At 67.7% G+C, this 25,502-nt stretch carries 16 protein-coding genes and 3 pseudogenes; 12 read left to right on the top strand and 7 right to left on the bottom strand.

What is annotated here, in order from left to right; translation table 11 throughout:
- The first annotated feature begins 104 nt into the window (after nucleotides 1–104).
- A complete protein-coding gene (locus tag HBB12_RS30395) occupies nucleotides 105–1,076 on the top strand; it encodes a UDP-glucuronic acid decarboxylase family protein (RefSeq protein ID WP_236993506.1) in 972 nt (323 codons plus the stop codon).
- A gap of 102 nt (nucleotides 1,077–1,178) precedes the next feature.
- Here HBB12_RS30395 and gmd read toward each other — a convergent pair whose 3' ends face one another.
- The 3 genes from gmd to HBB12_RS30380 all read right to left on the bottom strand — a co-directional run bounded on the left by gmd (nucleotide 1,179) and on the right by HBB12_RS30380 (nucleotide 4,070).
- Entirely contained in the window at nucleotides 1,179–2,201 is a 1,023-nt protein-coding gene (gmd, locus tag HBB12_RS30390; RefSeq protein ID WP_236993403.1) for a GDP-mannose 4,6-dehydratase, read from the bottom strand.
- A 137-nt stretch (nucleotides 2,202–2,338) separates the two neighbouring features.
- Nucleotides 2,339–3,319, bottom strand: coding sequence for an ADP-glyceromanno-heptose 6-epimerase (rfaD, locus tag HBB12_RS30385; protein WP_236993402.1), 981 nt, complete (start codon nucleotides 3,317–3,319; stop codon nucleotides 2,339–2,341).
- Nucleotides 3,320–3,497: 178 nt separating this feature from the next.
- Nucleotides 3,498–4,070, bottom strand: coding sequence for a transposase (locus HBB12_RS30380; RefSeq protein ID WP_236993401.1), 573 nt, complete (start codon nucleotides 4,068–4,070; stop codon nucleotides 3,498–3,500).
- Between the two features lie 215 nt (nucleotides 4,071–4,285).
- Between HBB12_RS30380 and HBB12_RS34345 the strand changes: the two genes are divergently transcribed.
- Complete coding sequence (locus tag HBB12_RS34345; protein ID WP_272913333.1) at nucleotides 4,286–4,408, top strand: hypothetical protein; 123 nt, start codon at nucleotides 4,286–4,288, stop codon at nucleotides 4,406–4,408.
- A gap of 330 nt (nucleotides 4,409–4,738) precedes the next feature.
- Here HBB12_RS34345 and ribB read toward each other — a convergent pair whose 3' ends face one another.
- Complete coding sequence (gene ribB / locus HBB12_RS30375; protein ID WP_236993400.1) at nucleotides 4,739–5,860, bottom strand: 3,4-dihydroxy-2-butanone-4-phosphate synthase; 1,122 nt, start codon at nucleotides 5,858–5,860, stop codon at nucleotides 4,739–4,741.
- Nucleotides 5,861–6,077: 217 nt separating this feature from the next.
- Here ribB and HBB12_RS30370 point away from each other — a divergent pair, with 217 nt between their 5' ends.
- From HBB12_RS30370 to HBB12_RS30330, 9 genes are all read left to right on the top strand, one after another.
- On the top strand, nucleotides 6,078–6,953 hold the full coding sequence (locus HBB12_RS30370; RefSeq protein ID WP_272913332.1) for a transketolase: 876 nt from the start codon (nucleotides 6,078–6,080) through the stop codon (nucleotides 6,951–6,953).
- Nucleotides 6,950–7,921: a transketolase family protein gene (locus HBB12_RS30365; RefSeq protein WP_236993399.1), complete on the top strand. Its 972-nt coding sequence runs from the start codon at nucleotides 6,950–6,952 to the stop codon at nucleotides 7,919–7,921. Before HBB12_RS30370 ends, HBB12_RS30365 begins: the two co-directional genes overlap by 4 nt.
- Nucleotides 7,918–9,396 (top strand): FGGY-family carbohydrate kinase, encoded by a 1,479-nt coding sequence (locus tag HBB12_RS30360; RefSeq protein WP_236993398.1) that lies wholly within the window; start codon nucleotides 7,918–7,920, stop codon nucleotides 9,394–9,396. Before HBB12_RS30365 ends, HBB12_RS30360 begins: the two co-directional genes overlap by 4 nt.
- A 34-nt stretch (nucleotides 9,397–9,430) precedes the next feature.
- Nucleotides 9,431–10,411, top strand: coding sequence for an ABC transporter permease (locus tag HBB12_RS30355; RefSeq protein WP_236993397.1), 981 nt, complete (start codon nucleotides 9,431–9,433; stop codon nucleotides 10,409–10,411).
- Nucleotides 10,412–10,474: 63 nt separating this feature from the next.
- Nucleotides 10,475–11,404, top strand: coding sequence for a sugar ABC transporter substrate-binding protein (locus HBB12_RS30350; protein ID WP_236993396.1), 930 nt, complete (start codon nucleotides 10,475–10,477; stop codon nucleotides 11,402–11,404).
- A 128-nt stretch (nucleotides 11,405–11,532) separates the two neighbouring features.
- Nucleotides 11,533–13,059 (top strand): sugar ABC transporter ATP-binding protein, encoded by a 1,527-nt coding sequence (locus HBB12_RS30345; protein WP_236993395.1) that lies wholly within the window; start codon nucleotides 11,533–11,535, stop codon nucleotides 13,057–13,059.
- A gap of 20 nt (nucleotides 13,060–13,079) precedes the next feature.
- The gene (locus HBB12_RS30340) at nucleotides 13,080–13,844 is read left to right on the top strand and encodes an SDR family oxidoreductase (protein WP_236993394.1); all 765 of its coding nucleotides are present in this window, start codon (nucleotides 13,080–13,082) and stop codon (nucleotides 13,842–13,844) included.
- A gap of 145 nt (nucleotides 13,845–13,989) precedes the next feature.
- On the top strand, nucleotides 13,990–14,979 hold the full coding sequence (locus tag HBB12_RS30335) for a sugar-binding transcriptional regulator (RefSeq protein WP_236993393.1): 990 nt from the start codon (nucleotides 13,990–13,992) through the stop codon (nucleotides 14,977–14,979).
- A gap of 5 nt (nucleotides 14,980–14,984) precedes the next feature.
- Nucleotides 14,985–15,779, top strand: a complete 795-nt coding sequence (locus HBB12_RS30330; protein WP_236993392.1) for an SDR family oxidoreductase — start codon at nucleotides 14,985–14,987, stop codon at nucleotides 15,777–15,779.
- A gap of 315 nt (nucleotides 15,780–16,094) precedes the next feature.
- Here the strand turns inward: HBB12_RS30330 and scpB are convergent.
- Nucleotides 16,095–16,756: pseudogene (scpB, locus tag HBB12_RS34560) on the bottom strand (SMC-Scp complex subunit ScpB).
- Nucleotide 16,757: 1 nt separating this feature from the next.
- Nucleotides 16,758–17,453: pseudogene (locus tag HBB12_RS30320) on the bottom strand (DUF1403 family protein).
- Nucleotides 17,454–17,674: 221 nt separating this feature from the next.
- On the opposite strand from HBB12_RS30320, the pseudogene HBB12_RS30315 reads away from it, so the two are divergent.
- A pseudogene (locus HBB12_RS30315) lies at nucleotides 17,675–18,346 on the top strand (tyrosine-type recombinase/integrase); the annotation flags it as partial.
- Nucleotides 18,347–18,630: 284 nt separating this feature from the next.
- On the opposite strand, the gene HBB12_RS30310 reads toward HBB12_RS30315, so the two are convergent.
- Complete coding sequence (locus HBB12_RS30310) at nucleotides 18,631–25,497, bottom strand: tandem-95 repeat protein (RefSeq protein WP_236993391.1); 6,867 nt, start codon at nucleotides 25,495–25,497, stop codon at nucleotides 18,631–18,633.
- Nucleotides 25,498–25,502 lie beyond the last annotated feature (5 nt).

The following is a 25,502-nucleotide window of genomic DNA, read 5'->3' as shown; positions in this document are numbered from 1 at the left end:
GGCGCTGCCACTCGCCCGGAAGCGAGGCTGAACCCCGTTCCGGCTTCCCGCCGCAGGCAACGGCGCCATGCTCGGATCAAGGCTACTCGGCAAGGATCACGTCGATGCATCGCAAGAGTCGCAAAAAGATCATGGTTGCCGGTGGCGCCGGATTCCTGGGATCCCACCTCTGCGAGCGGCTGACGGCCCAAGGACATGACGTTCTGTGTGTCGACAATTTCATCACCGGCGCGCGCGACAACCTGGATACCCTGCTGTCGGAACCAGGCTTCACGCTCATGCATCACGATGTGACGGAGCCGCTTTCGGTCGATGTCGACGAGATCTACAATCTGGCATGCCCCGCCTCGCCGATCCATTACCAGCGTGATCCCGTACGGACCACGAAGACCAGCATTCTCGGGGCGATCAACATGCTGGACCTGGCCAGGCGAAACGACGCGAGGGTGCTCCAGGCCTCGACCTCGGAGGTCTACGGAGACCCCGAGGTGCATCCTCAGCCGGAGGAATACCGGGGGCGCGTGAACCCGATCGGCTTGCGCTCGTGCTACGACGAGGGCAAGCGCTGCGCCGAGACCCTGTTCTTCGACTACCATCGCCAGCATGGACTGGCGATCAAGGTCGTGCGCATCTTCAACACCTACGGTCCGCGCATGCACCCGAATGACGGGCGCGTGGTGTCGAACCTGATCGTGCAGGCCCTGCGCGGCGAGAGCATCACGCTCTACGGCGACGGCCAGCAGACGCGCTCGTTCTGCTACGTCGACGATCTGATCGAGGCGATGATGCGGATGATGCGGACCGGCCCGGAGATCACCGGCCCGATCAACATCGGCAATCCGAGCGAGTGCACGATCCGGCAAATGGCGCAGATCGTGCTCGACGTCACCGGGTCGTCCTCGACGCTGGTCCACCTCCCGCTGCCGCCGGACGACCCCAAGCAGCGCTGCCCCGACATCACCAGGGCCAGGGAGATCCTCGAATGGGAGCCGACCGTGGCCCTGCGCCAAGGCATCGAGAAGACGGTCGCGTATTTCGATCGGATTCTCGCCGATCGCGGGTCGGCGCGGTCATAGCGGGCGACCGTCATGCATGTCCGAACCGTGCAAACGGTTCCTTGAGGATCCAGGCCTGATCCAGATCGTACCCGTGCGGACGGTCTCGCGCTCCGCTTCATGTCACCCTGCGCCGGGACGGGCCGGATCCGGCCACGAAGACGGAGCCTGCGCTTCGCCCGACAGGCGCCGCAGGTCCGCCTCGACCATCTCGTGGATCGTCGCCTCGAGCGTGACCTCGGGCTTCCAGCCGAGCCGGGTCCGGGCCTTGGATGCGTCGCCCTGCAGGGCGTCGACCTCGGCGGGCCGGAACAGAACCGGGTCGATCACGAGGTGGCGCTCCATGTCGAGGCCGGCACAGTCGAAAGCGATCCTGCACATCTCCCGCACGGTGAAGATCCGCCCCGTGGCAATCACGTAGTCGTCGGGGACGTCCTGCTGCAGCATCAGCCACATGGCCCTCACGTAATCGCGCGCGTGCCCCCAGTCGCGCGCGGCATCGATGTTGCCGAGCCGCAGCTCGGTCGCCAGGCCGAGCTTGATCCGTGCCACCGCGTCCGTGACCTTCCGGGTGACGAACTGGATTCCGCGCAGCGGGCTCTCGTGATTGAACAGAATCCCGCTCGATGCATGCAGGCCGAAGCTCTCGCGGTAGTTCACGGTCATCCAGTGCGCGTAGACCTTGGCCGCCGCGTAAGGCGAGCGTGGATAGAACGGCGTCGTCTCGGTCTGCGGCGACTCGCGAACGCGGCCGAACATCTCCGAGGAGGAGGGTTGGCAGATCCGCGCCTCCGGCCGCTCGGTCCGCACCGCCTCCAGCACGCCGACGCAGCCGAGGGCGGTCACGCCGCCGGTGAGCAGGGGCTGCTGCCACGAGGTCATCACGAAGGATTGCGCCGCGAGGTTGTAGACTTCGTCCGGCCGCACCGTCCGGACCGCGCGGAGGAGGCTCGACAGGTCGGTCACGTCGCCGTCGACGAGCTGCACCGCGTCGGCGATGCCGAGCCAGCGGAGGCGGGCATCGTTGATGTCCATGCTGCTGGAGCGGCGCACGAGGCCGTGAACGGCGTAGCCCTTCTCGAGGAGGAGCTGGGCCAGATAGGCGCCGTCCTGGCCGGTGACGCCGGTGATCAGAGCTGTCTTCATGCGGTGCGCGTCGGCGGCTGGAAACGTGGCGAAAGTCCGGGTGCAGCGTCCGTATCGCGCGCCGGTTCCGGCGAAACGGGATGCCGGGCCCTACCATGCCGCCGCACCGGGAAGAAGCAGTCGGCCTCCCATCGGCGTCAGCGGTAGCGGAGCGGACGCAGATACGACGCCACGTAATCGCTCACGCTGTCCTCCAGCGTTGGCGCCTGCCCGCTCCAGCCCGCGGCGCGCAGCCGCCCGGTCGAGGCTTCGGTCACGTACTGGTAGACGTCCCGCAGGGCCTCGGGCATCGGCCGATAGGCGATCGCCTCACGCTTGCCCTCCGCCGCGAAGACGGCCCGGGCGAGATCGGCGAAGCTGCGGGCGCGACCGGTCCCGACGTTGAACAAGCCCTGCCGGACCGGACCCTCCATCAGCCACAGCAGGACGTCGACCGCATAGGCGACCGGAACGAAGTCGCGCCGCTGGCCACCATCCGGGATGGTCGGCCGATGGCTGGCAAAGAGCGAGATCGTCTCGCCCGCGCGCACCTGGGGATGGACCTGGGTCACGAGGCTCGCCATGGCGCCCTTGTGGTACTCGTTCGGGCCGAACACGTTGAAGAACTTCAACCCGATACAGCGCGGCGGCAGCGGGGCTCCCGTCTCGCGCCGCCGGGCCATGGCGAGGTCGAGTTGATGCTTGCTCCAGGCATAGAGATTGAGCGGGCGCAGGCGCCGCAGGGCGGCGAGCGCGGGATCGTCGTCGAAGCCCTGCGCGCCGTCGCCGTAGGTCGCGGCCGAGGAGGCGTAGACGATCGGCACCGCAGCCTCGGTGCACCAATCGATCAGCCGCAGGCTGAAGTGGTAGTTCTCCGCCATGACCCGATCCGCATCCGTCTCCAGCGTCGAGGCGACCGCGCCCAGATGGATGACCTGCTCGATGTCGCGGCGCCCGCGCAGCCGCTCGAACAGTTCCTCGGGGGCGACGAAGGCGGCGACCGCCCGGTCGCGCAGGTTGCGCCAGCGGCCATCCGAGCCGAGGCGGTCGCAGACGAGAACATCCTCGATGCCCCGCTCGTTGAGCGATGCGACCACGTTCGATCCGATGAAGCCGGCGGCTCCCGTAACAACGATCATCCTGCACCCTCCGCACCCCGGCAGGCCGGGCCACGGTACGGACTGGCCGAGCCGGTCGCCCGAATCAACTGAACCGCGCAGGGTTTCATGGGCTGTTTGTCTTGGGTCAGGCAGCCGAGGCTTGGCCGCAGAGATGGGTATGATCGTGCGTGATCCTTCCTCCGGTTCGCGGGCACCTCTAAATTGAAACAGGCTCTACAGGCTTGAGTTCGCACGCAAATCCGAGGCGCTCGATCTGCCGGACGAGCGCCTTGGCGCGGATCGTCGGGGCAGCTTTATGGCCGTGGTTGTGTCCGGGATCGACGTAAGCCGTGCCGGTCTTGCACATGTGGTAGATCGCCGTCAGCAGAGAGGCAGCGACCGCGCAGATCGCCTTCTTGGGACCGCGCCGGCCGCGCAGACGCTGGAACTGCGCCCTGACGTCGCTCGCCTTCTTGCGCATCCCGGCCCAGGCCGCCTGGACCAGCGCGGTCTTGAGCCAGGGCGCGCCCTTGCGCAGCCGCGTCGAGCGCCGCTTGCCCGCACCCTCGTCGTTCCTCGGGCACAGCCCGGCCCAGGAGATCAGATGGCCGGCGGTCGGGAAGCGGCTCATGTCGGGGCCGATCTCGGAGAGGATCACCTGCGCGGTGAGGTCACTGATGCCCGGGATCGTCACCGGCAGCTTCACCGCTTCCCGGAAAGGGCCGAGGTCGCGCTCCACCTGCGCGTCGATCTTCCGTCCCGGAGACGACGACCGGAAGACCGGGTTCACGGGCATCCTCGCCAGAAGTGCCGAACATCAGGTTTTCGCCGTTGCTCCTCGGTAGCGGATCGATGCCGGATTCTCCCTTCGCTGACACCCCGTTTTGAGTAGGCGCTTGCCTCATCATTCGCATAAGTTATGTTATGGAACGTTAGAGGATGCCAGATCGCGCTTCGGCGTCCGCAAAGGCCCGACGAAACGGGAGTGGGATTGCCCCGTTTCTCATGATGCTGGCCAATGCCCTGGTGCGCGACGACGAGATGATCGAAGCCAGCAAGCTGCAGAAGGGTCAGAAGCAAATCAGACAGGGTGAAGCATCCGTCTCCAATGTGGAGGTGGAATCCTGACGAGCAGAACAGCGAAGCCGTCGTCGCTCCTCTGCCGAGCGTTGTGTTCACCGGTGAGAGCGGATCGAGGCCTGCCTTGACGCGCTCACGCCGGTGAAAGGCCTACTCCCCACACCGCCCGATCGAGCGCGGCAGTGCGGATTGGGACCTGACCGGCAATATCGTCGCCGACTGATCGCTTCGCGACGCGGAAATCGAGTTCGCCCAAGTGCCGCGCTGGCTTGTGACACGAATTCCGGAAGTGCCGTGCTGGAATTTGTATCGGGCACTGTCCCGGCCCTTGCCGCTCATCCAAAGCTTAAGCTTGCCCACCCGTTCTGCAACAGGGCCTCAGTCCGGCCAGTATCGGCCGACAATGTCGATGCCGTAGCCGGATAATCCGACATAGGCCTTGTCCTTTGCGGCGATCAGATTGATCGAGCTGATGCCGAGATCCCTGAGGATCTGAGCGCCGACGCCGATGTCGAGCCAACGCTTCTTGCGCGCCTGTGCACTCTCGTGATGCTCTCCCGCGCCGTCCAGCCGCTCCTGCCCGCTCGACGAGGCGAGAACGCTAGGCCGTCGCAACAGAACGAACAGGCCTCGTCCCTGTGCCCTGAACTGACGGAGCGCGATGTCCCATCCTTCGCGACCGCTGCCCAGCATGCTGGCGATCACGTCCTCCTGCTGGATCCGGCAGGGTACGTTGCGTCCATCGCCGATCGCCCCGAAGGTGACGGCTACATGTTGCGATGGCTCATCGCCGTCCACGCCGTAGACGTGAAGCGTCGCCTCCATTCCATCGATGATCCGCTGTTCTTGATGCAGGCGGTGGATGAGCTTCTTGTTCTTGAGCCGGTCGGCAATCAGGTCCTCGATCGAGATGATGCGCAGGCCGTGTTCCCGCGCGAAGCGCATGAGATCCGCCAAGCGCTTGACCGTGCCGTCGTCGTTGACCACCTCGGCGAGCACGGCCACGTCCGGTAGGCCGGCCATCTCCGCAAGGTCGATGGCAGCCTCCGTGTGACCGGAGCGCGTGAGCACGCCTCCCGCCCGGGCGATGAGGGGAAACACGTGGCCGGGCCGCAGGAAATCGCGCGGCTGCGCCTCGGCCAGCGCCAGAGCCCTGACCGTGTTGGCCCGCTCCTCGGCCGAGATGCCGGTGGTCAGCCCGACCCGGTAATCGACGCTGACCGTGAAGGCAGTGCGGAGCGGATCGAGGTTGTTGGCCACCATGGGCGGAAGATGCAGCCGTTCGGCCCGCTCGCTGCCCATCGGCGCGCAAATAATTCCGCTCGTATGGCGGATCATGAAGGCCATGCGCTCGGCCGTGGCCGGCGCGGCGGCCATGATAAGATCGCCCTCGTTCTCCCGATCCGTATCGTCGACCACGACGACCAGCTCGCCCGCCCGAATGGCCGCGACGGCGTCGGCGATGCTGTCCAGTCGATCGGCGTCCTGACGCGCGCTCATGGCTCCTGTCCCTGCCTTCTCTCCGGCTCCCGGCCGGCTGCCCCCTCTAAACGCTTCCGGTCCGAGCGGCCAGGGGCCGAACCCTGGGTGAGCACAGGCCCCCTTCCCCCGCTTCCGCGGGGGCGGCCTTGCGTCAGGTACCGCTTGACACGCGATCGGGATCTCGTTTGAATAGCCAATCGAAATTGAATAAATATTCAAACCGGGAGGACAGACGGTGACCAGCCCCATTCTCGGCGGCGCGGAGGTCGCGCTTAGGCCGTGTCGGCCAACCTACGAGCGCACCTCCGACGCGGCACAGCTCGCTGAGATCGCCATTGCCGTCCGATTGAAGATCATCCGCACGATCCATGCGGCACAGCTCGGTCATGTCGGCGGCGATCTCTCGGTCACCGACATCCTGACGGCGCTCTACTTCCACGTCCTGGACATCGATCCGGCGAACCCGACGAGTCCGAAGCGCGACCGTTTCGTGCTTTCGAAGGGCCATTGCGCGGCGGCTTTCTACAGCGTGCTGTCGCTGCGCGGATTCTTTGAACCTGAGGCTGTCGACAGCTTCATGAAGCCGCTCTCGCCGCTCAACGGGCATCCGAACCGGCGCAAGATCCCGGGTGTCGAGGCCAATACCGGCCCGCTCGGCCACGGCCTGCCGATCGCGGTCGGGATGGCCACGGGCGCACGGATCGCCGGCGAGACTTGGCGGACCTTCGTGGTCCTCGGCGACGGCGAGTTGCAGGAAGGCTCGAACTGGGAGGCCGCCATGGCGGCAGCCCATCGCGGCCTCGGCAACCTCACGGCTATCGTTGACCGCAACCGCTTCCAGCAGGGCGCGGGTACCGAGGCGACCAACCAACTCGAGCCGCTGGCCGACAAGTTCCGGGCCTTCGGCTGGGACGTCCACGATGTCGACGGCCACGACGTGTCCGCGCTGGCGGACCTCCTCGGACGGACCGGATCGGACAGGCCGCGGGCCGTCATCGCGCGGACCTTCAAGGGACGTGGCGTGTCCTTCATGGAAGACAAGGTCGATTGGCACCACAAGGTCCCGAGCGCCGAGCAGGTCGAGATTGCCCTGAAGGAACTGGCCCGATGAGCGCTCCCGAAGCCGCCCCCAAGCCGGGCGCAGCCCCGACCTTCGATTGCCGCGTGGCCTTCGCCGAGGAACTCATCTCGCTGGCCCGGGCCGATGCCCGCATCGTCGCGGTGTGCAACGACTCGATCGGCTCCAGCAATCTCGGAGCGTTCCAGAAGGAATTCCCCGACCGCCTGGTCAATGTCGGCATCGCCGAGCAGAACATGGTCGGGGTGGGCGCCGGCCTCGCCAATGCCGGGATGATCCCCTTCGTCTGCGCCGCCGGGCCGTTCCTGTCGGGCCGTGCGACCGAGCAGATCAAGGCCGATTGCGCCTATTCGCAATATCCGGTGGTGCTCTGCGCCATGTCTCCGGGCCTGGCCTATGGCGAGCTCGGGCCGACGCACCATTCGATCGAGGACTTCGCCTGGATGCGCGCCATCCCGGACCTCACCGTGATGGCGCCCGCCGATCCGGACGAGACCCGGGGCGCGGTGCGCTGGGCGGCGGGAGCTGGCCGGCCGATCTACATGCGCATCCCGCGCTTCAAGATCCCGGCCGTGACGACCGGCGGTTTCACGCCCGGCCGGATCGCCACCTTGACCGAGGGCAGCGACGTCACCATCGCGGCGATCGGCACGATGGTGTCGCGCGCCCTCGAAGCCGCCAAGCGCCTGGGTGAGGCCGGCATCTCGGCCCGCGTCCTGAACGTCTCGACCCTCAAGCCCCTCGACGAGGAGACGATCCTTAAGGCGGCGCGGGAGACGGGTGCGATCGTGACGGCGGAGGAAGCCGTGTCCGGCGGCGGCCTCGGCGGCGCGGTGGCGGAGCTCGTGGCCCAGCATCACCCGGTGCCGATGCGCATCCTCGGCGTGCCCGCCTTCGCGCCGACCGGCGACACTCAGTTCCTGCTCGACCACTTCGGCCTGAATGCGGCAGGCATCGAGGCGGCGGCGCGCGCGCTGCTCAAGATCCGGGGCGACGCGTGACGGCCGCCTTCGTTCTCGGCATCGACCAGGGAACGAGCTCGACCAAGTGCCTGCTGGTCGACGGGTCCGGCTCGGTCGTCGCGCGGGGCCAGGCCGCCGTCACCGAGCGGCATCCGCAAGCAGGATGGGTCGAGCAGGACGCCGACGAGATCTGGCGCAGCGTCCAGGCGGCGGTCGGCGCCTGCCTGACGCCCGAGACCGGCCGCGCCGTCGTCGCGGTCGGCTTGAGCACCCAGCGGGAATCGTGCCTGCTGTGGGATGCGCGCACGGGTGCGCCCCTCTCGCCGGTTCTGTCGTGGCAGGACCAGCGGACGTCCGGCCTCGCCCGGCGCATCGGCGTGGGTGACGCGCCCGGGCGGGTCCGGGCGATCAGCGGCCTGCCGCTCGATCCGATGTTCTCGGCGCTCAAGGCACGCTGGCTCCTCGACCAGGTCGACCCGACCGGGACCCGGGCCGCGACCGGCGAGATCCGCATCGGCACCATCGACAGCTGGATCATGAGCCGCTTCGGGTCGGAGCACGTCATCGAGGCGGGCAATGCGTCGCGCACGCAACTGCTCGACATCGAGCGGTGCCGCTGGAGCGCTGAGCTCCTCGAGCTTTTTCGCATCCCGGCCGCGGCTCTTCCGGCCGTGCTCCCCTCGACGGGGCCGTTCCCGTCCGTCAGAGGCCTGTCCCCGTTGCCGGACGGCGTGCCGCTCCTGGCGGTGATGGCCGATTCCCACGCCGCCCTGTTCGGCCACGGCGCCCAGAAGCCCGGCCAGGTCAAGGCGACGCACGGCACCGGCTCGTCGGTCATGGGCCTCGTCGAGACGGGCGCGGATCTCGATCCCGGCCTGTGCCGGACGATCGCCTGGCAGATCGGCGACGCCGTCGCCTACGCGGCCGAGGGCAACATCCGGGCAGCCGGCTCGACCCTGCGCTGGCTCGCGACGCTTCTGGGCGTGAGCCTGGACGAACTCGCCGAGCTCGCCCGCTCGTCGGTCGACGAGGGAGTCTGCCTCGTCCCGGGCTTCACCGGCCTCGGCGCACCGTGGTGGGACGACGGCGCCGTCGGCCTCGTCGCCAACCTCTCGCTCGGCACCTCGCGGGGCAGCCTCGCCCGCGCGGCGTTCGACTCGATCGCGCACCAGATCGCGGATGTCGTCGAGGCCATCGAGCGCGGTCCGACCCGCATCGACGCGCTCTTCGTGGATGGCGGGCCGACGCGCAACGACGGATTGATGCAGAGCGAGGCCGACATTCTCGGCCGGCCGATCCTGCGCAGCGACACGGCCGAGCTCTCCGCCCTCGGCGTCGTTCATCTTGCCGGGCTGGGGGCGGGGCTCTGGACGGAAGGCGATCTCACGACGCGGCGGGCCCTGCACGACCGGTTCGCGCCGGCCTTGGATGCCGGAGCGCGGCGGCGGGCGCGGGACCGATGGAGCGAGGCGATCGGCCGCGCGAGATCGCGGCGAACGGAAGCGGACCACTGATCGCGGCACAGACCGCGAGGACGAGGGCGGACACATGACGGCGCGGGTCGAACGGTTTAGCGAAGGCGAGAAGCGGGTCCGGCTCGACCTGACGAGCGGTGTGTGGGGCCCACTCGTCGGGCTCGTGGCGCTGTCGATCTTCTTCTCGTTCAAGGCCGATCACTTCTTCACGGTCCAGAACGCGATCATCATCTTCGACCAGGTGACCGTCTACGGTATCCTGGCGATCGGGATGACGTTCGTGATCATCACGGGCGGGATCGATCTCTCGGTCGGCTCGGTGCTCGCTTTCTCGGCGATGACCACCGGGTGGTTGTTCTCGGCGCTCGGGATGCCCTTCGTCCCGGCGCTGCTGTGCGGCCTCCTGGCCGGATCGGTCTGCGGCCTCGCCTCCGGGCTCCTGATCACCTTCGCGCGACTGCCGCCCTTCATCGCGACGCTCGCGCTGATGACGGTCGCCCGGGGACTGGCCAACAAGTACACCGACGGCAACGTCGTCTCGGGCTGGCCCGACGCCTTCAACACCCTGAACACGACCCGGCATTTCGGCCTCATCACGACCACGACGGCGTTCTTCCTGCTCCTCGTCGTGGCGGGATGGGCCTTCCTCCGGTTCCGGCCGGAGGGACGCAACCTCTACGCCATCGGCGGCAACCCGGAGGTCGCGCGGCTCGCGGGCATCCCGGTGCGCCTCTACATCGTCGGCGTCTACGTCCTGGCGGGCGCCCTCGCGGCGATCGCCGGCATGGCCAATGCCGCTCGCCTCCAGACCTCGCAGCCCTATGACGGCCTCGGCTACGAACTGACCGCCATCGCCGCGGTGGTGATCGGAGGCGCCAGCCTGTCGGGCGGCGTCGGCTCGATGGGCGGCACGCTCATCGGCGTCCTGATCATCGGCGTCCTGAACAGCGGGCTGAGCCAGATCGGCGCCCAGACCTACGACAAGGACATCATCGTCGGCCTGATGATCGCCGCCGCGGTGGCCTTCGACACCCTCATCCGGCGCCGCCGGTGACCCCGTCGGCCGGCTCTCCCTTAAGCCGGCCGACCCAACGACAAGAACCACGAGAGAGGAAACATGACCACGCTACGCTCACTGATGGCCGGTGCCGCCCTGCTCGCGCTGGTTCCGTTCGGCGCCCACGCCGCCGAGCCGGTCAAGATCGGCCTGGCCGTCGCCAACCTGCAGGCCGACTTCTTCAACCAGATCAAGCAATCGGTCGAGCGCAACGCCAAGGAGATGGGCGCGACCGTCGTCACGGTCGATGCCAAGGGCGATGGAGCGACACAGGTCAGCCAGATCCAGGACCTGGTCAACCAGAAGATCCAGGCCCTGATCTACATCCCGGCGGGCGCCGCCGCCGCCGCCGTCCCGGTGAAGACCGCGAAGGCGGCCGGCATTCCCGTCGTGGCGGTGGACCGCAACCCGACCGACGCCCCGGGCGACACCTTCATCGCCACGAACTCGGTGGTCGCCGCCAAGACGCTCGGCGATTACGCCTGCAAGGTCTCCGGCGGGAAGGGCGAGCTCGGCATCATCCAGGGCCAGATCGGCACGACGCCCGAGCAGGACCGCGACAAGGGCTTCAAGGAAGCCATGGCGACCTGCCCCGGCATCAAGGAGGTCGGCCGCGAGGCCTCGAAGATGTGGATGAAGGACGAGGGCTTCAACATCGCGCAGAACATGCTCCAGCGGCATCCCGGCATCACGATGTTCTTCGGCCGGGCCGACGCGCTGGCGCTCGGCGCCGCCCAGGCGGTCAAGGCAGCCAATCTCGGGCGCAAGATCTGGGTCTTCGGCTTCGACGGCGATCTGGCCGGCCTCAAGGCCGTGAAGGACGGCACCCTCGACGCGACCATGACCCAGCGCACGCAAGCCATGGGCAAGCTGGCGCTGCAATCCGCCCTCGATCTCGTCGCCGGCAAGAAGGTCCCGGCCGAGCAGCTCCAGGACGCGGCGCTGACCACCAAGGACAACGCCGAGCAGTACATCGCGAACCATCCCTGACGGGGTGACCGCCGTCCGGCCCTCCGCGCCGGACGGCGGTCGGGGCCGGCGAAGGCCGCAGCCCCAGGTGCTCGATGACGACGAACCGGTCTCCGCTCCGTCGCCCCCCGCTCAGCAGGATGCCGCCCATGACCGACGTAGCGAGTCCCGACGCGACGACACCCGGCACACCGATCCTCCGCGAGGGCCTGTCGATCCGCGGCATCGCCAAGCAATACGGCCCTGTCCCGGTCCTGCGCGGCGTCGACCTCGACGTCCGCCCGGGCGAGGTGGTGGCGCTGCTCGGCGAGAACGGAGCGGGCAAATCGACCGTCTCCTCGATCATCGCCGGCCTGGTGCAGCCCTCCGCCGGCACCATGACCTGGAACGGCCGGCCCTACGCGCCGACGAGCCCGGCCGATGCCCTGAGCCAGGGCATCGGGCTCATCCACCAGGAGATGCGGCTCCTGCCGGAACTCTCCATCGCCGAGAACGTGTTCGTCGGCCACCTGCCCACGCGGCACGGCCGGGTCGACCGCGCGGGCATGGCGCGGCGCGCCACCGAGCAGCTACGCCGCCTCGGGCTCGACGTGTCCGCCGACACCCTCGTGCGCGACCTGCGCGTCGCGGCCCAGCAGCAGGTCGAGATCGCCAAGGCGCTGACGCTCGACGCCAGGCTCCTGATCCTCGACGAGCCCACCGCGGCGCTCGGCGGCGAGGAGACCGACCGGCTCTTCGCGCAGATCGCACGCTTCAAGCAGGCGGGCCTGGGCTTCATCTACATCAGCCACCGCCTGGACGAGATCGCCCGCATCGCCGACCGCATCCTCGTCCTGCGGGACGGTCAGCTCGTGGGTGCCTTCGAGAGCGCCCAAACTCCGGTGAAGACCCTCGTCGAGACCATGGTCGGCCGCCCGCTCGACCGCATGTTCCCGCCGATCGTGCCGAGCCAGGGCCCGGAGGCCCTGCGCGTCGAGGGCCTGACGTCGCCGAGCGGCGCCTTCACCGACGTGTCGTTCTCGGTCAGGGCCGGGGAGGTCTTCGGCATCGCCGGCATCGTCGGGGCGGGGCGGACAGAGCTGGTGCGGGCCATTGCCGGCGCCGATCCGATCCAGTCCGGCCACATCGTGGCCGAGGGGCGGCAGTTCGTCCCGAGGAGCCCGGCCGACGGCCTGAAGGCCGGCATCGTGCTCGTGCCCGAGGACCGTAAGCTCCAGGGGCTCGTGCTGGAGCACTCGATCGGCGACAACATCGCGCTCGGCAATTACGCGCGCGTCGCGCCGGGCAGCTTCGTCCGGCCCGGCGCCGTGCGCCGCTTCGCCCAGGACGGCATCCGCCGGTTCGGCATCAAGGGTCGTGCCGGCCAGCCGTGCAAGCACCTGTCCGGCGGCAACCAGCAGAAGGTCGTGCTGGCCAAGAGCATCGCGCGGCAGCCCCGGATCGTGATCCTGGACGAGCCGACCCGCGGCATCGACGTGGGCGCCCGGGCCCAGATCTACGACGTGATCACCGATCTCGCGCGCAACGGTCTCGCGGTGATCGTGGTGAGCTCGGACCTCGACGAGGTCCTGGGCCTCTCCCACCGCGTCATGGTGCTGAGCCGCGGCCGCAACCGCGGCATCCTCGACCACACCGAAGCCAGTCGCGTCGCCGTGATGGAACGGGCGACCCACTGACGATCTCAAGAGCGAGAGCGATGGACATCTTCAGCCTCACCAACAAGGTCGCCTTCGTCACCGGCGCGGGCAGCGGAATCGGCCAGCGCCTGGCCATCGGCATCGCCGAGGCGGGCGCCGACGTGGCGGCCTTCGACATGCCGTCCTCGACGGGCCTCGCGGAGACGGCCGCAGCGATCGAGGCGCTGGGGCGCCGCTGCGTCACCCTCCAGGGTGACGTGACCAGGGGCGACACGGTCGCCGCGGCGATCGCCACGGCCGAGCGCGACCTCGGCCCGATCGAGCTCGCGGTGAACTGCGCGGGCATCGCCAATGCGGCGCCGGCCGAGGAGATGCCGCTGGAACAGTGGCAGCGCATGATGGACGTCAACCTGACCGGGGTATTCCTCTGTGCACAGGCGGAAAGCCGGGTCATGCTGCCGCGCAAGCGTGGGGCGATCGTCAACATCGCCTCGATGTCGGGCTCGATCGTCAACCGCGGCATCCTCCAGGCGCACTACAACACGTCGAAGGCCGGCGTCGTCCATCTGACGAAGTCGCTTGCCATGGAATGGGTCGGGCAGGGCATCCGGGTGAATTCGGTCAGCCCGGGCTACACCTCGACCCCGATGAACCTGCGGCCGGAGGTGGCGGAGCAGGTCAAGCGCTTCGAGAGCGAGACCCCGATGGCCCGGATGGCGGAGGTCGACGAGATGGTGGGTCCGGTCGTGTTCCTCCTCAGCCCGGCCGCCTCGTTCGTGACCGGCATCGATCTCCTGGTCGATGGCGGGTTCGAGTGCTGGTGAGGCGCCGGCGCCGAAGGCCCCTGGCTGCAGAATGGTGTTACTGTCCCGGCGATCGTCCGACCGGCCTCCCGGCGCACAGCGCCGGGGCCGCGGAGGGGACGTGAGGGGCAAGCACCCCTCCACCGGCAACGCGAGCGGAACACACATGTCCAGGGCCGACGACCTGCGCCTGATCACCCGCATCGCCCAGATGTACTACATCGAGTCCAGGAAGCAGTCGGACATCTCCGAGATCCTGCACATCCCGCAGGCGCGTGTGTCGCGCCTGCTCAAGCGGGCGCTCGACGAGAACATCGTTCGGATCACGATCTCGTCGCCGCCCGGCGTCTTCGCGGACCTCGAGGCGCGGATCCGCGACCGGTACGGCCTCGACGACGTCATCATCACCGAGAGCGCGAGCCAGAGCGAGGATTCGATCCTGGCGGCGATCGGCGGGGCGGCGGCGCACTTCCTCGAGACGACGATCGCCGACGACGAGGTGATCGGTATGTCGTCCTGGAGTTCGTCCCTGCTCCGGATGGTGGACGCGATCACCCCGATCAAGCGGGCGAAGGCGAAGCAGGTGGTGCAGATCATGGGCGGGATCGGCAGCCCCGCGGTCCAGTCGCACGCGCAGCATCTCGTGACCCGCATGGCGCAGCTCACGGGAGCGAAGGCGCAGTTCCTTCCGGCGCCCGGCGTCGCCGGATCGGCGGAGAGTCGGGCGGTGCTGCTGCGGGATCCGTTCGTGGCCGAGACCGTGGCCTGCTTCTCCTCCCTGACGCTGGCCTTCGTCGGAATCGGCTCGATGACGCCGTCGCTGATGCTGGCAAATTCGGGCAACGCCTTCACCCGGCAGGAATTGGACGAACTCGCGGCGCAGGGCGCCGTCGGCGATATGGGCCTGCGGTTCTTCGACGGCAGCGGCGCACCGGTGATCACGCCCCTCAACGACCGGGTGATCAGCATCCCGCTCGATCAGATCAAGGCTTCGAAGCGCGTCGTGGGGGTCGCGGGCGGGTTGCGGAAAATCCCGGCCATCACCGCCGCCCTCAACGGCGGCTATCTCGACGTTCTGATCACGGACCACGCCACCGCGGAGCATCTGGCCGGGGACGTCGCCGGGCCGTTCGAGGGGATACTTCAGGGAGACTGAGATTCATGAGCAAGACAGAAGGCCGCTTCTCGGGAAAGACGGTCGTCGTTACCGGCGCCAGCCGCGGCATCGGCGCCGCGATCGCACGGCGCTTCGCGCGGGAGGGCGCTGCAATCCTGGTGAGCGCCAACGAGGCGCGCGTCGAGGAGGTCGCCGCCGCGATCGTGCATGAGGGCGGCCGGGCCGCGTCCTTCCTGTGCGACGTGACCGACAAGGCCGCCGTGACGGCGCTGTATGATGCCGCCGAAGCGCAGTTCGGCGGCGTGGACGTCTCGGTCCAAAACGCCGGCGTGATCACGATCGCCAAGATCGAGGACATGACCGAGGCCGACTGGGACACGACCATGGACGTCAACACCAAGGGCGTCTTCCTGTGCTGCCAGGAGGCGATTCGGCGCATCCGCAGTCACGGCCGGGGCGGGCGGCTGATCAATACGGCGTCGGGGCAGGCGCGGCAGGGCTTCATCTACACGCCGCACTACGCCGCCTCGAAATTCGGCGTGGTTGGCCTCACGCAGAGCCTCGCGAAGGAGGTCGCCCGGGAGGGGATCACCGTCAATGCGTTCTGCCCGGGTATCATAGACACCGACATGTGGGCCTACAACGATGCCGCCTGGGGCAAGCTCCTCGGCAGCTACGAGCCCGGCGAGCTGATGGCCGAGTGGGTGCGCGGCATCCCGATGGCCCGGGCCGGATCCGGCGAGGACGTCGCCGGTCTCGTCACGTTCCTGGCAAGCGAAGACGCCGCCTACATCACGGGCCAGACCATCAACGTCGATGGCGGCCTCATCATGAGCTGAGAGCCTGTGCGAGCGGTTGCGCCGATCAATCCGGCACACATGCTGCCGTCTCTCCGCATCATGTATGGACGGCCCCCGTTTCGCAAAAGTCTGTGAGCATCGGCTTTGGGCCAGTCGGTTCGAGAGCCGTCATGCATCCGCCTGAACCGGTCCGGGTTTTTCGGAGGCTTGTTGCCTTGGCTCAGGCGGCCATGGCCTCGTCTCCAACGTGGGTTTGATGGCGCTTCTGGGCCTGGGCGGGGATGGACGTTGCCGGTCGGTGCGAGCCAGGCGGCGACAGCTACGGGGGCCGCCGGCCGACTTGTATGGCTGTTGTCAGGCCTCCTCACCGGACAGCCCCAGCATGGGGTCGAAGGGATCGGATGGCGCGTCGCCCGACATGATGGGGTCGAGCAATCCGGCTTCCTCCAGCGCCTCGATGTCGGGCAGATCGCGCAGCGAGGTGAGGCCGAACCGGGCGAGGAACGTCGAGGTGGTGACATACGTCAGCGGCGCGCCGGGCTCCGGCGAGCGCGGCCCGGCTCCAACGAGATCGAGCCGCTTCAGCCGCCCGATCACGTCCCGGCTCACCTCACGGCCGAGCACCCGGGAAAGGGCCATACGGGTCACTGGCTGCAGGTAGGCGATGGTGGCGAGACCAACTGCTCGCCCGCCGTCAGCGTCCCTCCCCTCGCCTCCTCCGGGACGGTGCCGGCGGCCCGGATGGCGGGGGCGAACTCCGCCCGCGTGCGCAGCTGCCAGCCGCCGGCGACCGCGACGAGCTCGTAGGGCCGGGCGCGCAACTCGTCGCGGATGTCGGCGATCAGTGCGTCGAGCCGGCATTCCGGGCCGACGACCCGGGCCAGGGTCTCGCGCGGAACCGGCGTGGGCGAGGCGAACAGCACGGCCTCGACGTGCCCCATCCAGGCGCGCCAGCGCGCCTCGGGCGGCAGGCCGGCGAGCGCGAGATCGAACGCGCGGGATCGCGCGCGGGCCACGTCAGAGGCCGTACAGGCGGAACGTTGTGCGCCCGGTCTGCTCGCGCACGACCCCGAGCGTGGCCAGGCGGTCGAGGAAGCGCCGGGCGGCTCGTTCAGAGCCGAGGCCGGCAATGTGGCTCGCCGCGACGACGTCGTCGGCGAGCAGGGCGAGGTCGACTGCGCGAGCGTAGGTCTCGGCAAGCGCGGCCGCGTAGCCGGCCTGACAGACGGCGATCCAGTCCGGAGCGCTCACGGACGCGCGGCTGTGATCAAGCCGGGCGCGGAGCGCGGGCTGCGCCAGGGCGGTGGCGAGCAGCGGGACCGGATTGGCCCAGCCGAGGCGGGCGGCGAGAACGAGGTCGGCGACCATCAGGCCGAGGAGCACACCGTCCGGGCCCGGCAGCGCGATCCGCAGGCGCGCGGCGGTTGGTCGCGGCGGCGACGACCGGATCACCGGCGTCGTGGTCGCCGACCGTCAAGAGGAGTGCTCGGGAGCGACGGCGGGGGCCATCAGGCTGCCGAGGCGAGCGAGACTGCCTGAATCGATCCGCGTGGGCTGCGAGGCCAGGCCACGCCAGGCGCGGTGGAGGTGCCCGGCCGGGCCGGGATCGTCGGTGGGCCGGGTGAGGTGATGGGCGTCGCGGAACGCGGCGAGGTCCTCGCGCAGGCGGAGCAGGCGCCCGGTCGCGGCGGCGGCGACAAGGGCTTGGCGCAGGCGCAGGGTGCCGAGCCATGGCGGCGCGACGCGCAGGATCTGATCGAGGCCGAGGAACCACCCGCTATCGCTCGGCCGGAACGCCGCTCGCGCGCGACGACCGCCACATCACCGATGTCATACGCTTTCCGATTGATCGCTTCGCGATCCGGAAAGCGGCCTCGCTCAGGCGCCGCGCGGGCTGATGATAGGAAATCCGGAAGTCATCTTCCGGATTTCCTATCATGGCCGGCATCCGCCGCAGCCACGCCCGCCCGCCACGCCAGAGGGAGGCAGTGCTCGGCGAGGACCTGCTCGCCATGGCGGCGACGCTCGAGGCCGACCTGCGCGGCTTGCGCGACAAGGCGATCCTGCTCGTCGGCTTCACCGGGGGCCTGCGCCGCTCCGAGATCGTCGGGCTCGATTGCGGCCCGGGCCAGACGGCGGACGGCGCGGGCTGGATCGAGATCCTGGCCGAGGGGGCGCTGCTAACGGTCCGTGGCAAGACAGGCTGGCGGACGGTCGAGGTCGGGCGCCGCTCGTCGGAGCGCAGTTGCCCGGTCGTGACGCTGGAGACGTGGCTGCGGCTGGGGCGGATCGCCCACGGACCAGTATTCCGGTCGATCACCGGAGCGAAGGGCGAGGTCTCGGCGGCCCGCTTGTCCGACAAGCACGTGGTGCGGCTGGTCAAGCGCACGGCGATGGCCGCGGGCCTGCGCGGCGACCTGCCAGAGAGCGAGCGGGCGCTGGCCTTCGCGGGTCACTCGCTGCGGGCGGGCTTGGCGAGTTCTGCGGAGGTCGAGGAGGCGCTGGTGCAGCGTCAACTCGGTCACGCCTCGGCCGAGATGACAAGGCGATACCGGCGGCGGCGCGAACGCTTCCGGGTCAACCTGACCCGGGCGTCAGGGCTATAGCGCGCTGCGTATCGATTTCGACAGCTCGAGGATGCCGTTGGGATCGGGGTGCTCTCTCTCGACCCTGCGCGGTCTGTGTCCCGGTTTCAGGGGCATCTCGGCAAGGGCGCCTCGGGCGCCGCGGTGCAGAACCTGCGCTGATGCTCGATCTGGACTGAGGGGCGGGTCGTCCGAGAGGAGGTGACGGGCGCCTTATGGGGCTCCTTTCGACTGACGAGAGAAGAGCAGCGGAGGTGAGGCGGCGCTGCCCGCCTCACCTGCTTGGATGGGTCAATTCAAAAATTTCAGACGAAACTAAAATCGGCAGCTTTCAAGTTGCCGACGTCCACGTTCTGGAGCGTGACTGTGTTGTCGTTATCGAGGGTGATGACCGTGTCAGCTCCGACCTGCGCGGCATGGGCTTGGACGGCCGCGAAGCTCGAGAACGCCGAGGTCGAGAACTCGATGAAGTCGCCGCTGACGAAATCGGTAACAACATCCTTTCCGAACCCACGCTCGTAGAACGCGAAAGTGTCGGCCCCGGCGCCACCGGTCAAGATATCGTTCTGCTCCTCACCATCCAGGAAATCATTGCCGTCGTTGCCGATCAACGTGTCGTTCCCGCCACCGCCATAGACCCATTCGGCTGAGTCGCTGCCGACGAAGCGATCATCGTAGGCTGCACTCAGCTGGAAGGCTTCGATCGTCGCGAAAATGTCTCCAGCCGCATCGCCACTGCTGTTAACCATTGTCAAACGATCGATGATTACGGCCGCGCCCGACGAGAAGTAACTTGCCGTATCGTAGCCGTTGCCCCCCGTCAGCGCATCCGAGCCCGAGCCTCCGATCAGCCAGTCATCGCCATCGTTGCCGATCAGCGTGTCATTCCCGCCATTCCCGTAGATAAACTCACTAGCCGAGGATCCGACGAAGCGATCATCATACTGGGACAGATGGAAGCGTTCGATGCTAACGAAAGTATCGCCTTCAGCGTCACCGGCGCTGTTGCCTGCGGTGACGCGGTCGATCGTGACTGCCACCCAAGCGCCGGTATAGTCGGCAGTGTCGAAGCCGTCCTGGCCGTCGAGGCTGTCAGCTCCCGCCCCCCCGGCGAGCCAGTCGTCGCCTGCGCCGCCCAGGAGTGTGTCGTTGCCGTCCTGGGCGAAGACGTAGTCGATGGCAGCCCCACCCACGAAGCGATCGGCGTAGGCCGAGAGCCCCCATTGTTCGATGGAGGAGAACGTATCGCCGGTGGCGTCTCCGGTGTTGTTGGCGGGTGTCGGCAGGTCGACGACGATCGCCGCGTCCGAGGCACTGTAGTCGACGGTATCGAAGCCGTCTCCGCCGTCATGGCTGTCGGCACCGGCTCCTCCGTAGAAGACGTCGTTGCCGCCCAATCCCCGGTAGGTGTCGTCGCCGTCCCCACCGGTGAGCCTGTCGTTTCCGGCGCCTCCCGTCAGCATGTTCGCCAGGGTGCTGCCGGTCCCCGTGAATACGTCGGTCCCGAGATACACGAGGTTCTCGACGTTGGAGCCGAGCGTGTAGCTGGCAAGGGTGGTCCGGATCTCATCGGTCCCGGCGCCTGCGGCCTCGGACACGATGTCGGCGGCCGAGTCGACGACGTAGACGTCGTTCCCTTCGCCGCCAGCCATCGTGTCATCTCCGGCTCCTCCGTCGAGGAGGTCATCGCCGCCCTCGCCGTTCAGTTCGTCGCCGCCAGCCTCGCCGTAGAGCAGGTCGTCGCCGTCGCGACCCCAGATGACATCGTTCCCGGCAAGGCCGCGGATCGTATCCGCCGCCGCCGTGCCGTAGAGGGTATCGGCACCAGCGGTGCCGCTGATGACCGGCTCGTCCGCGCCGACGACCGTGAGGGTCAAGCCGGCAGTTGACTGGGCTCCCGCCGCATCCTGAACCACGTAGTCGACGACGATGGTCGCGGTTTGTCCGGAGGAGAGGAGATCGAACAGGGTGCCGGGATGGAAAGCCAGCTTGCCGTTCTGGATGGAGAAGGCGGTCTGCGCCGAGGCGAGCGACAGGCCACCCGGCACCCCGTCGACGCTCCGCACGGCGAAGGAGGCGAGGCTCAGGCTGTCGCCATGATCGACATCGGCGTCGTTGGCCAGCAGGTCGAAGACCTTCACCTCGTTCTCACCGGCGCTGCCGGCATCGGCGACGGCGATGGGCGCGTCGTTGACGGCCGCGATTGTCACCTGAACGGTCTGCTCTGCGATGCCGCCTCTGGCGTCCGAGACGACGACCGTGAAGGCATCGCTCCCGTTGGCATCGGCGAGCGGGGTGTAGGTGAAGGCGCCGCCTGTGCCGAACGAGACCAAGCCCCTGGCGGGTTCGCCCCCCTGCTTGACCGCGTAGGTCAGCGCGTCGCCGTCGACGTCCGATGCGGTGATGCGCGCGGTGGCCGCTTGATCCTCCACGACCTGTAGAGAGAAGGTCGCCGCCAGGTCGGGCGCGTGGTTCGCGGCACCGCTGGCCTCGATGGTGATGCTCACGGCCTTGGCAGCGCTCTGCGCCACCCCATCGTCGACGGAGTAGGAGAAGGAGGCCGACCCCGAGAAATTCGTGGACGGCGTGAAGACGTAGGCGCCGCCTTCGTCGACGACGACCGTGCCGCCGACTTCCGATCCGGCGACGAGCCTGTATCGCAGGACGTCGAAATCGCCGTCGAACGCTGCGAGGAGCTGGCCATAGATCGGTGCATTGTGGAGCCCCGCAGCCGTTTCAGGCTCGCCCGCTGCGACCGGAGCGTCGTTGCTCTCGGCAACGTCGATCAGGACCTCGGCGGTTGCCGCGCCGCCTTGTCCGTCCGAGACCTCGACGGTGAAGCGTGCCTGGCCGGAGAATTCGGCGTCCGGTCGGAACGTGACCGATCCGTCGGGATCGAGTTCCACGGATCCGTTGACGGCGTCGAACACCGACGCGATCCGGAGTTTGTCGCCGTCGGCGTCGGCAGCATGCGCCAGAAGATCCGCGGCCGGGATCCTCAGGACCGCGTCTTCGACCATGGTCAGCTGGACACTGGCGGCGGTCGGCAGGGCGTTGTCGGAGATCGCACCGGACGAGGCGTCGATGGCGGCGCGATCCCAGACGAGGCCGTTCGCGAACGCGATCTGCCCGACCCCGAAGGCGCGGTACCCCGCATCGACGAATTGCCGGCTGACGACGATCGTCTCCCCGGTCTCGGCGACGCGCATCACGAGGTCGCCGGACGTCCGGTGGCCGAAGGTCAGGTCGTCGGGATCCAGATCGGTGAAGCGGATCGTGTTCTCGGACGCGTCATTGGCCTCTTCCTCAATGATGTCGCTGCCCTCGCCACGTGCATACACGTAGACGTCGTCGCCCTTACCTCCCGACAAGGCGTCGTTGCCGGCGCCGCCCGACAGGACATCGTCGCCCACGGTCCCATAGATCGTGTCGTCGCTGGCTGTCTGCGCGGCCGCGAGCAGCGTCGCCCTGATCTCGCCGGCGGTCAGAACCGTGCCGTCCGCGAACACGAACCGCTCGATGCCCTGTGCTGGCGCGGCGAGCTGTCCCTCGAGGAAGATCGCGTCGCGCCCGCCCGCGATCGACAGGACGACCGTGTCGCCGCCGCCGGGCCCTCGCCGGAACGAGATGTCGGACCGCGCGATGCCGTCATCGAAGCGGATCTCGTCGACATCGGTGTTCTGGCCGTAATCGATGATGGTATCCACCCCATCGCCGCGGGCGAAGCGATAGATGTCGGAGCCGAGGCTGCCGTCCAGGCGGTCGTCGCCCGCTTCACCCCTGAACTCGTCGTTCCCGCCGGCGCCGTAGAGCTGATCGGCTGCTGCCGAGCCCGTCAACTCGTCTCCGGATGCCGTGCCCTGCACGATCTCGATCCCGGTCACGGAATCCGTTCCGATCGATAAACCGGTTGCAGTCCCGTTCGTGAGGTCCACGACGACGCGGTAGCCAATTCCCGAGTAATCGAGGGTGTCGATGCCCGCTCCCCCGTCGATCTGATCGTCGCCATCGGAATTCTCGGCCACGAACCTGTCGGATCCGTCGCCCCCGAACATCCGATCCGCGCCGGCCCCGCCGACGAGTCGATCGTTGCCTTGCAGGCCCAGGAGCAGGTCGTCACCTGCCAATCCGCTGAGGGCGTTGTCGCCGAAGTCACCCGTCAGGGTGTCGGGGTCGCCGGTGCCCGTCACCGCATAGGTGGGCGTGAAGACGCCGGAGCGGGATTGCATCTCCGCCCGATCCCAGATCGTTCCATCGCCGAAGGCGATCTGCTCGATGCCGCGCTGTGCCGCCCAACTCCTCAGCACCGCCTCGAACTGGCCGACGATGCGGATCGTCTCACCCGAGTCGGCCAGGGTGACGACGAGAGTGTCGTTCTCGAAGCCCAGGCGGACTTGGTCGGGCGTGATGCCGGCGAGGGAGAGAACGTCGAGTTCCTCTTCGTCGGTGCCGCTGTCCTGGATGACGTCGTTGCCGTCGCCGACCGCGAATTCGTACGTATCGGCCCCGGCGCCGCCGTCCTGGACATCAGCCCCGCTGCCGCCGACCAGTCGATCATCGCCCAGGCCGCCCTGCTGCTCGTCGTCGCCGGCCTCACCGAGGAGCACGTCGTCTCCGCCGGCCCCGTACTGGTAGTCGTCGTCGGTCGTTCCGACGAGCGTGTCGTCGCCGGATCTCCGTGCAGCGGACCGCATCGCTCCCTCGTCGGAGGCGAGGCTGTAGGGAGCCATTCTTTGCAGGTCCGAGGCACCGTCCTCGCCTGTCTGCATGTTGCCGGATTTCGGCAGCACGCCGTACTCGTAATTGTTGGTGACCTTGCGCCTCAGGTCATCGGTCTCGGCGAACGGCTGAGCCCTCATGCCGAGTTGGCCAGACCGCCAGCCGAGGACATCTACAGTGACGGTATGCCCAGCCTTTCCGACATCCATGATCTCAAGACGGAGCGTCTGTCCACTGGCGCCGCCTTCTATGGTCGCTTTGTAGCTCAGAGGATAAATATTCCCGTCCGGGAAATTGAGCTCGCTGCGATATCTGCCCCATGTCCAGGCAGCATTGCCTTCAGTTGGTGCGATGCCGCCGAGGATCGGAATGCCTTTCTCGAGGAGCGAAAGGTCGTATCTGATGTCGCGCAGGGAGAGCGACCTAGTCGACCGGATTGCACTTGCACGGACAAACAGCCGATCCGTGCTGTCGGCGCCGACGATCGTGATCTTGTCGGCCTTCGCATCTACGACGAAGATATCGGCGCCGTCGCCGCCATGGTAGACGGCGTCGCCTGCGCCACCGTCGAGGACGTCTCTCCCGGCTTCTCCGACGAGGATGTCCTTGCCCTTGCCGCCGAACAATTTGTCGGCTCCGGCGCCGCCCAGGATGATGTCGTCCTTCGACGAGCCGGTGATCTCGTCGCTTCCCTTGCCGCCGACGATTAGCTGGTTCAGCTTGGACAGCGTGTCACCGGAGGATCCGGCGGCGTACTCGAACGGCTCCTCGCTGCTTCCCGCCTGGGCGACGACGACCTTCCAGGGCAGCCCCTTCGCGTTCGGACCGAAGACCTCTTCGGTCGTGATGTCGAGAGCCTTCTCGACGACCTGGGTTCCGCCGCCCTTGATCAGGGCGTTCCAGACGACGCGGTTGATGTCGCCGACCCCATAGGCGAGGCCGTCCTTGTCCATGAAGTCCTTGCCCGTGGCCTCGATGTCCTCGACATTCACCACGACCTTCGTTTGCGACCCGGTTTTGAAGAAATCAGTTCGCTCCTCACCGGAGAAGTTCAGATCGATCTTGCCAATCTTCTGCTTGATCTCGTCGATGGTGGAAGTGTTCGCGACGACATCGCGCATGACGCCGAGCGCCAGCTTCGAGAGGCCGCCATAGAGGGAGGGTTGGGTCGGCCTGCCGCCGCGCCCCTCGCTCACTGCCCCGGTCGCCATCGTCTCGCTGACCAGGCGATGGAACGCCGCGTAGAGATCCGTGTCCGTGCCGATCGACTTGAAGAAGGCCCGCTGGAGGACGGATGGGTCCGGTCCCGCCGCAGCCACGCGGCTCGTCGTCGAGATGGAGGGATCGTCGCCGCGGGCCTTCGTCGGCGCTCCGGCGATCCCGGCCTTGTCGCCGATGAAGATATCCCGGAGAATTGCGTCGTCCTTCAGGAGTTTTGTGAAGCTCTTCGACGATTCCGCGGCCTCGCTGCGCGCCGCCAGTGCGAAGAATGTGGGATTGTGGAGTGCCACTGCACGGTAAATTCCGAAATATTCCAGTGGACTCAGGCTTAATGCCCCTGCGTCGAATGTCGGCTGCGACTCGCTGAAATGCTTCGCTCCAGCCAGCCCCATGGCGGCAAGGGTCAGTCCATATCTCAGGACCTCGTCCTTGACGAAATACGTATTTGTCAAAGCGATGTTCGCTTCGTATCCGGAGAGATTGTTTTGGTAATGAGTCTTGTACTCCCTCCAGATCGAGGTGTCGTATTTCCTGACGATCTCAAGATCGATGAGATTCGGGTTCGTCGCCTCCTCCGAGACGCGGAGGAAGCCTCCATTCCCGTCGCTCGTCTGCTCGAGGGCTCGTGCCGCCGCGAGGTACATGAGCTCCGTTCGGAAAGGTGCCGGGTCGATCAGGACGCCGCGAACGCCGTAGACCGCTGAGGCGAGGCCAGCGAGGCCGCCCCCGAGCGACTGACCGACGACCGTGACATTCTCCAGCGACCCCACCTTCGCTTTCAGCAGCTCCATCAGGTTCATCACGTCCTGGGCCTGCGTCCCGGCCGGCATCACGCCCTGCCCGAGCGAGCGATCGGCGACGATGTCCAGGTAATCGTGCTTCGGACCGCTCGTCCTGGTTGTAAACATGTCCCAGACTGTCGTCTTATCGACGGCCGCGAGATCCGTCCCGCGAAAGACGACGATAGGACCGGTGTCGCCTTCCACGATCGCGGCCGTGAAGCCTGTCGCGGCATTGTAGATGAAGCCGTCTTTCGCCGACCTCTGAAAGCCATACCGTTCAGCTGCGGCGCGATCTATTTGGACAATTTCATCATATCCCAATTCGCCCAGGCCGAATCCCTGGTCCGCCGTGTCGCGGTGATAGACCCAGTCCGCGAGCCCGGCGTACCGCGACAACTGGTCGGACGGAACGCCAGCGCCAGATTTGGAGATGTCGGTAACTTCACTCATGAGAA

This window comes from Methylobacterium sp. SyP6R, from assembly GCF_019216885.1.
GTDB lineage: Bacteria > Pseudomonadota > Alphaproteobacteria > Rhizobiales > Beijerinckiaceae > Methylobacterium.
Note: the sequence above shows the minus strand (reverse complement) of the source record. Positions and strands in the feature narration are given on the sequence as shown.

Excerpts from the sequence above, each read along its gene's own strand:
- HBB12_RS30395 (WP_236993506.1), top strand. The coding sequence starts at position 105 with ATGCATCGCAAGAGTCGCAAAAAGATCATGGTTGCCGGTGGCGCCGGA.
- HBB12_RS30310 (WP_236993391.1), bottom strand. The coding sequence starts at position 25,497 with ATGAGTGAAGTTACCGACATCTCCAAATCTGGCGCTGGCGTTCCGTCC.
- ribB (WP_236993400.1), bottom strand. The coding sequence starts at position 5,860 with ATGAGCGCGCGTCAGGACGCCGATCGACTGGACAGCATCGCCGACGCC.
- HBB12_RS30355 (WP_236993397.1), top strand. The coding sequence starts at position 9,431 with ATGACGGCGCGGGTCGAACGGTTTAGCGAAGGCGAGAAGCGGGTCCGG.
- rfaD (WP_236993402.1), bottom strand. The coding sequence starts at position 3,319 with ATGATCGTTGTTACGGGAGCCGCCGGCTTCATCGGATCGAACGTGGTC.
- HBB12_RS30335 (WP_236993393.1), top strand. The coding sequence starts at position 13,990 with ATGTCCAGGGCCGACGACCTGCGCCTGATCACCCGCATCGCCCAGATG.
- HBB12_RS30340 (WP_236993394.1), top strand. The coding sequence starts at position 13,080 with ATGGACATCTTCAGCCTCACCAACAAGGTCGCCTTCGTCACCGGCGCG.
- HBB12_RS34345 (WP_272913333.1), top strand. The coding sequence starts at position 4,286 with ATGATGCTGGCCAATGCCCTGGTGCGCGACGACGAGATGATCGAAGCC.
- HBB12_RS30365 (WP_236993399.1), top strand. The coding sequence starts at position 6,950 with ATGAGCGCTCCCGAAGCCGCCCCCAAGCCGGGCGCAGCCCCGACCTTC.
- gmd (WP_236993403.1), bottom strand. The coding sequence starts at position 2,201 with ATGAAGACAGCTCTGATCACCGGCGTCACCGGCCAGGACGGCGCCTAT.
- HBB12_RS30350 (WP_236993396.1), top strand. The coding sequence starts at position 10,475 with ATGACCACGCTACGCTCACTGATGGCCGGTGCCGCCCTGCTCGCGCTG.
- HBB12_RS30330 (WP_236993392.1), top strand. The coding sequence starts at position 14,985 with ATGAGCAAGACAGAAGGCCGCTTCTCGGGAAAGACGGTCGTCGTTACC.
- HBB12_RS30345 (WP_236993395.1), top strand. The coding sequence starts at position 11,533 with ATGACCGACGTAGCGAGTCCCGACGCGACGACACCCGGCACACCGATC.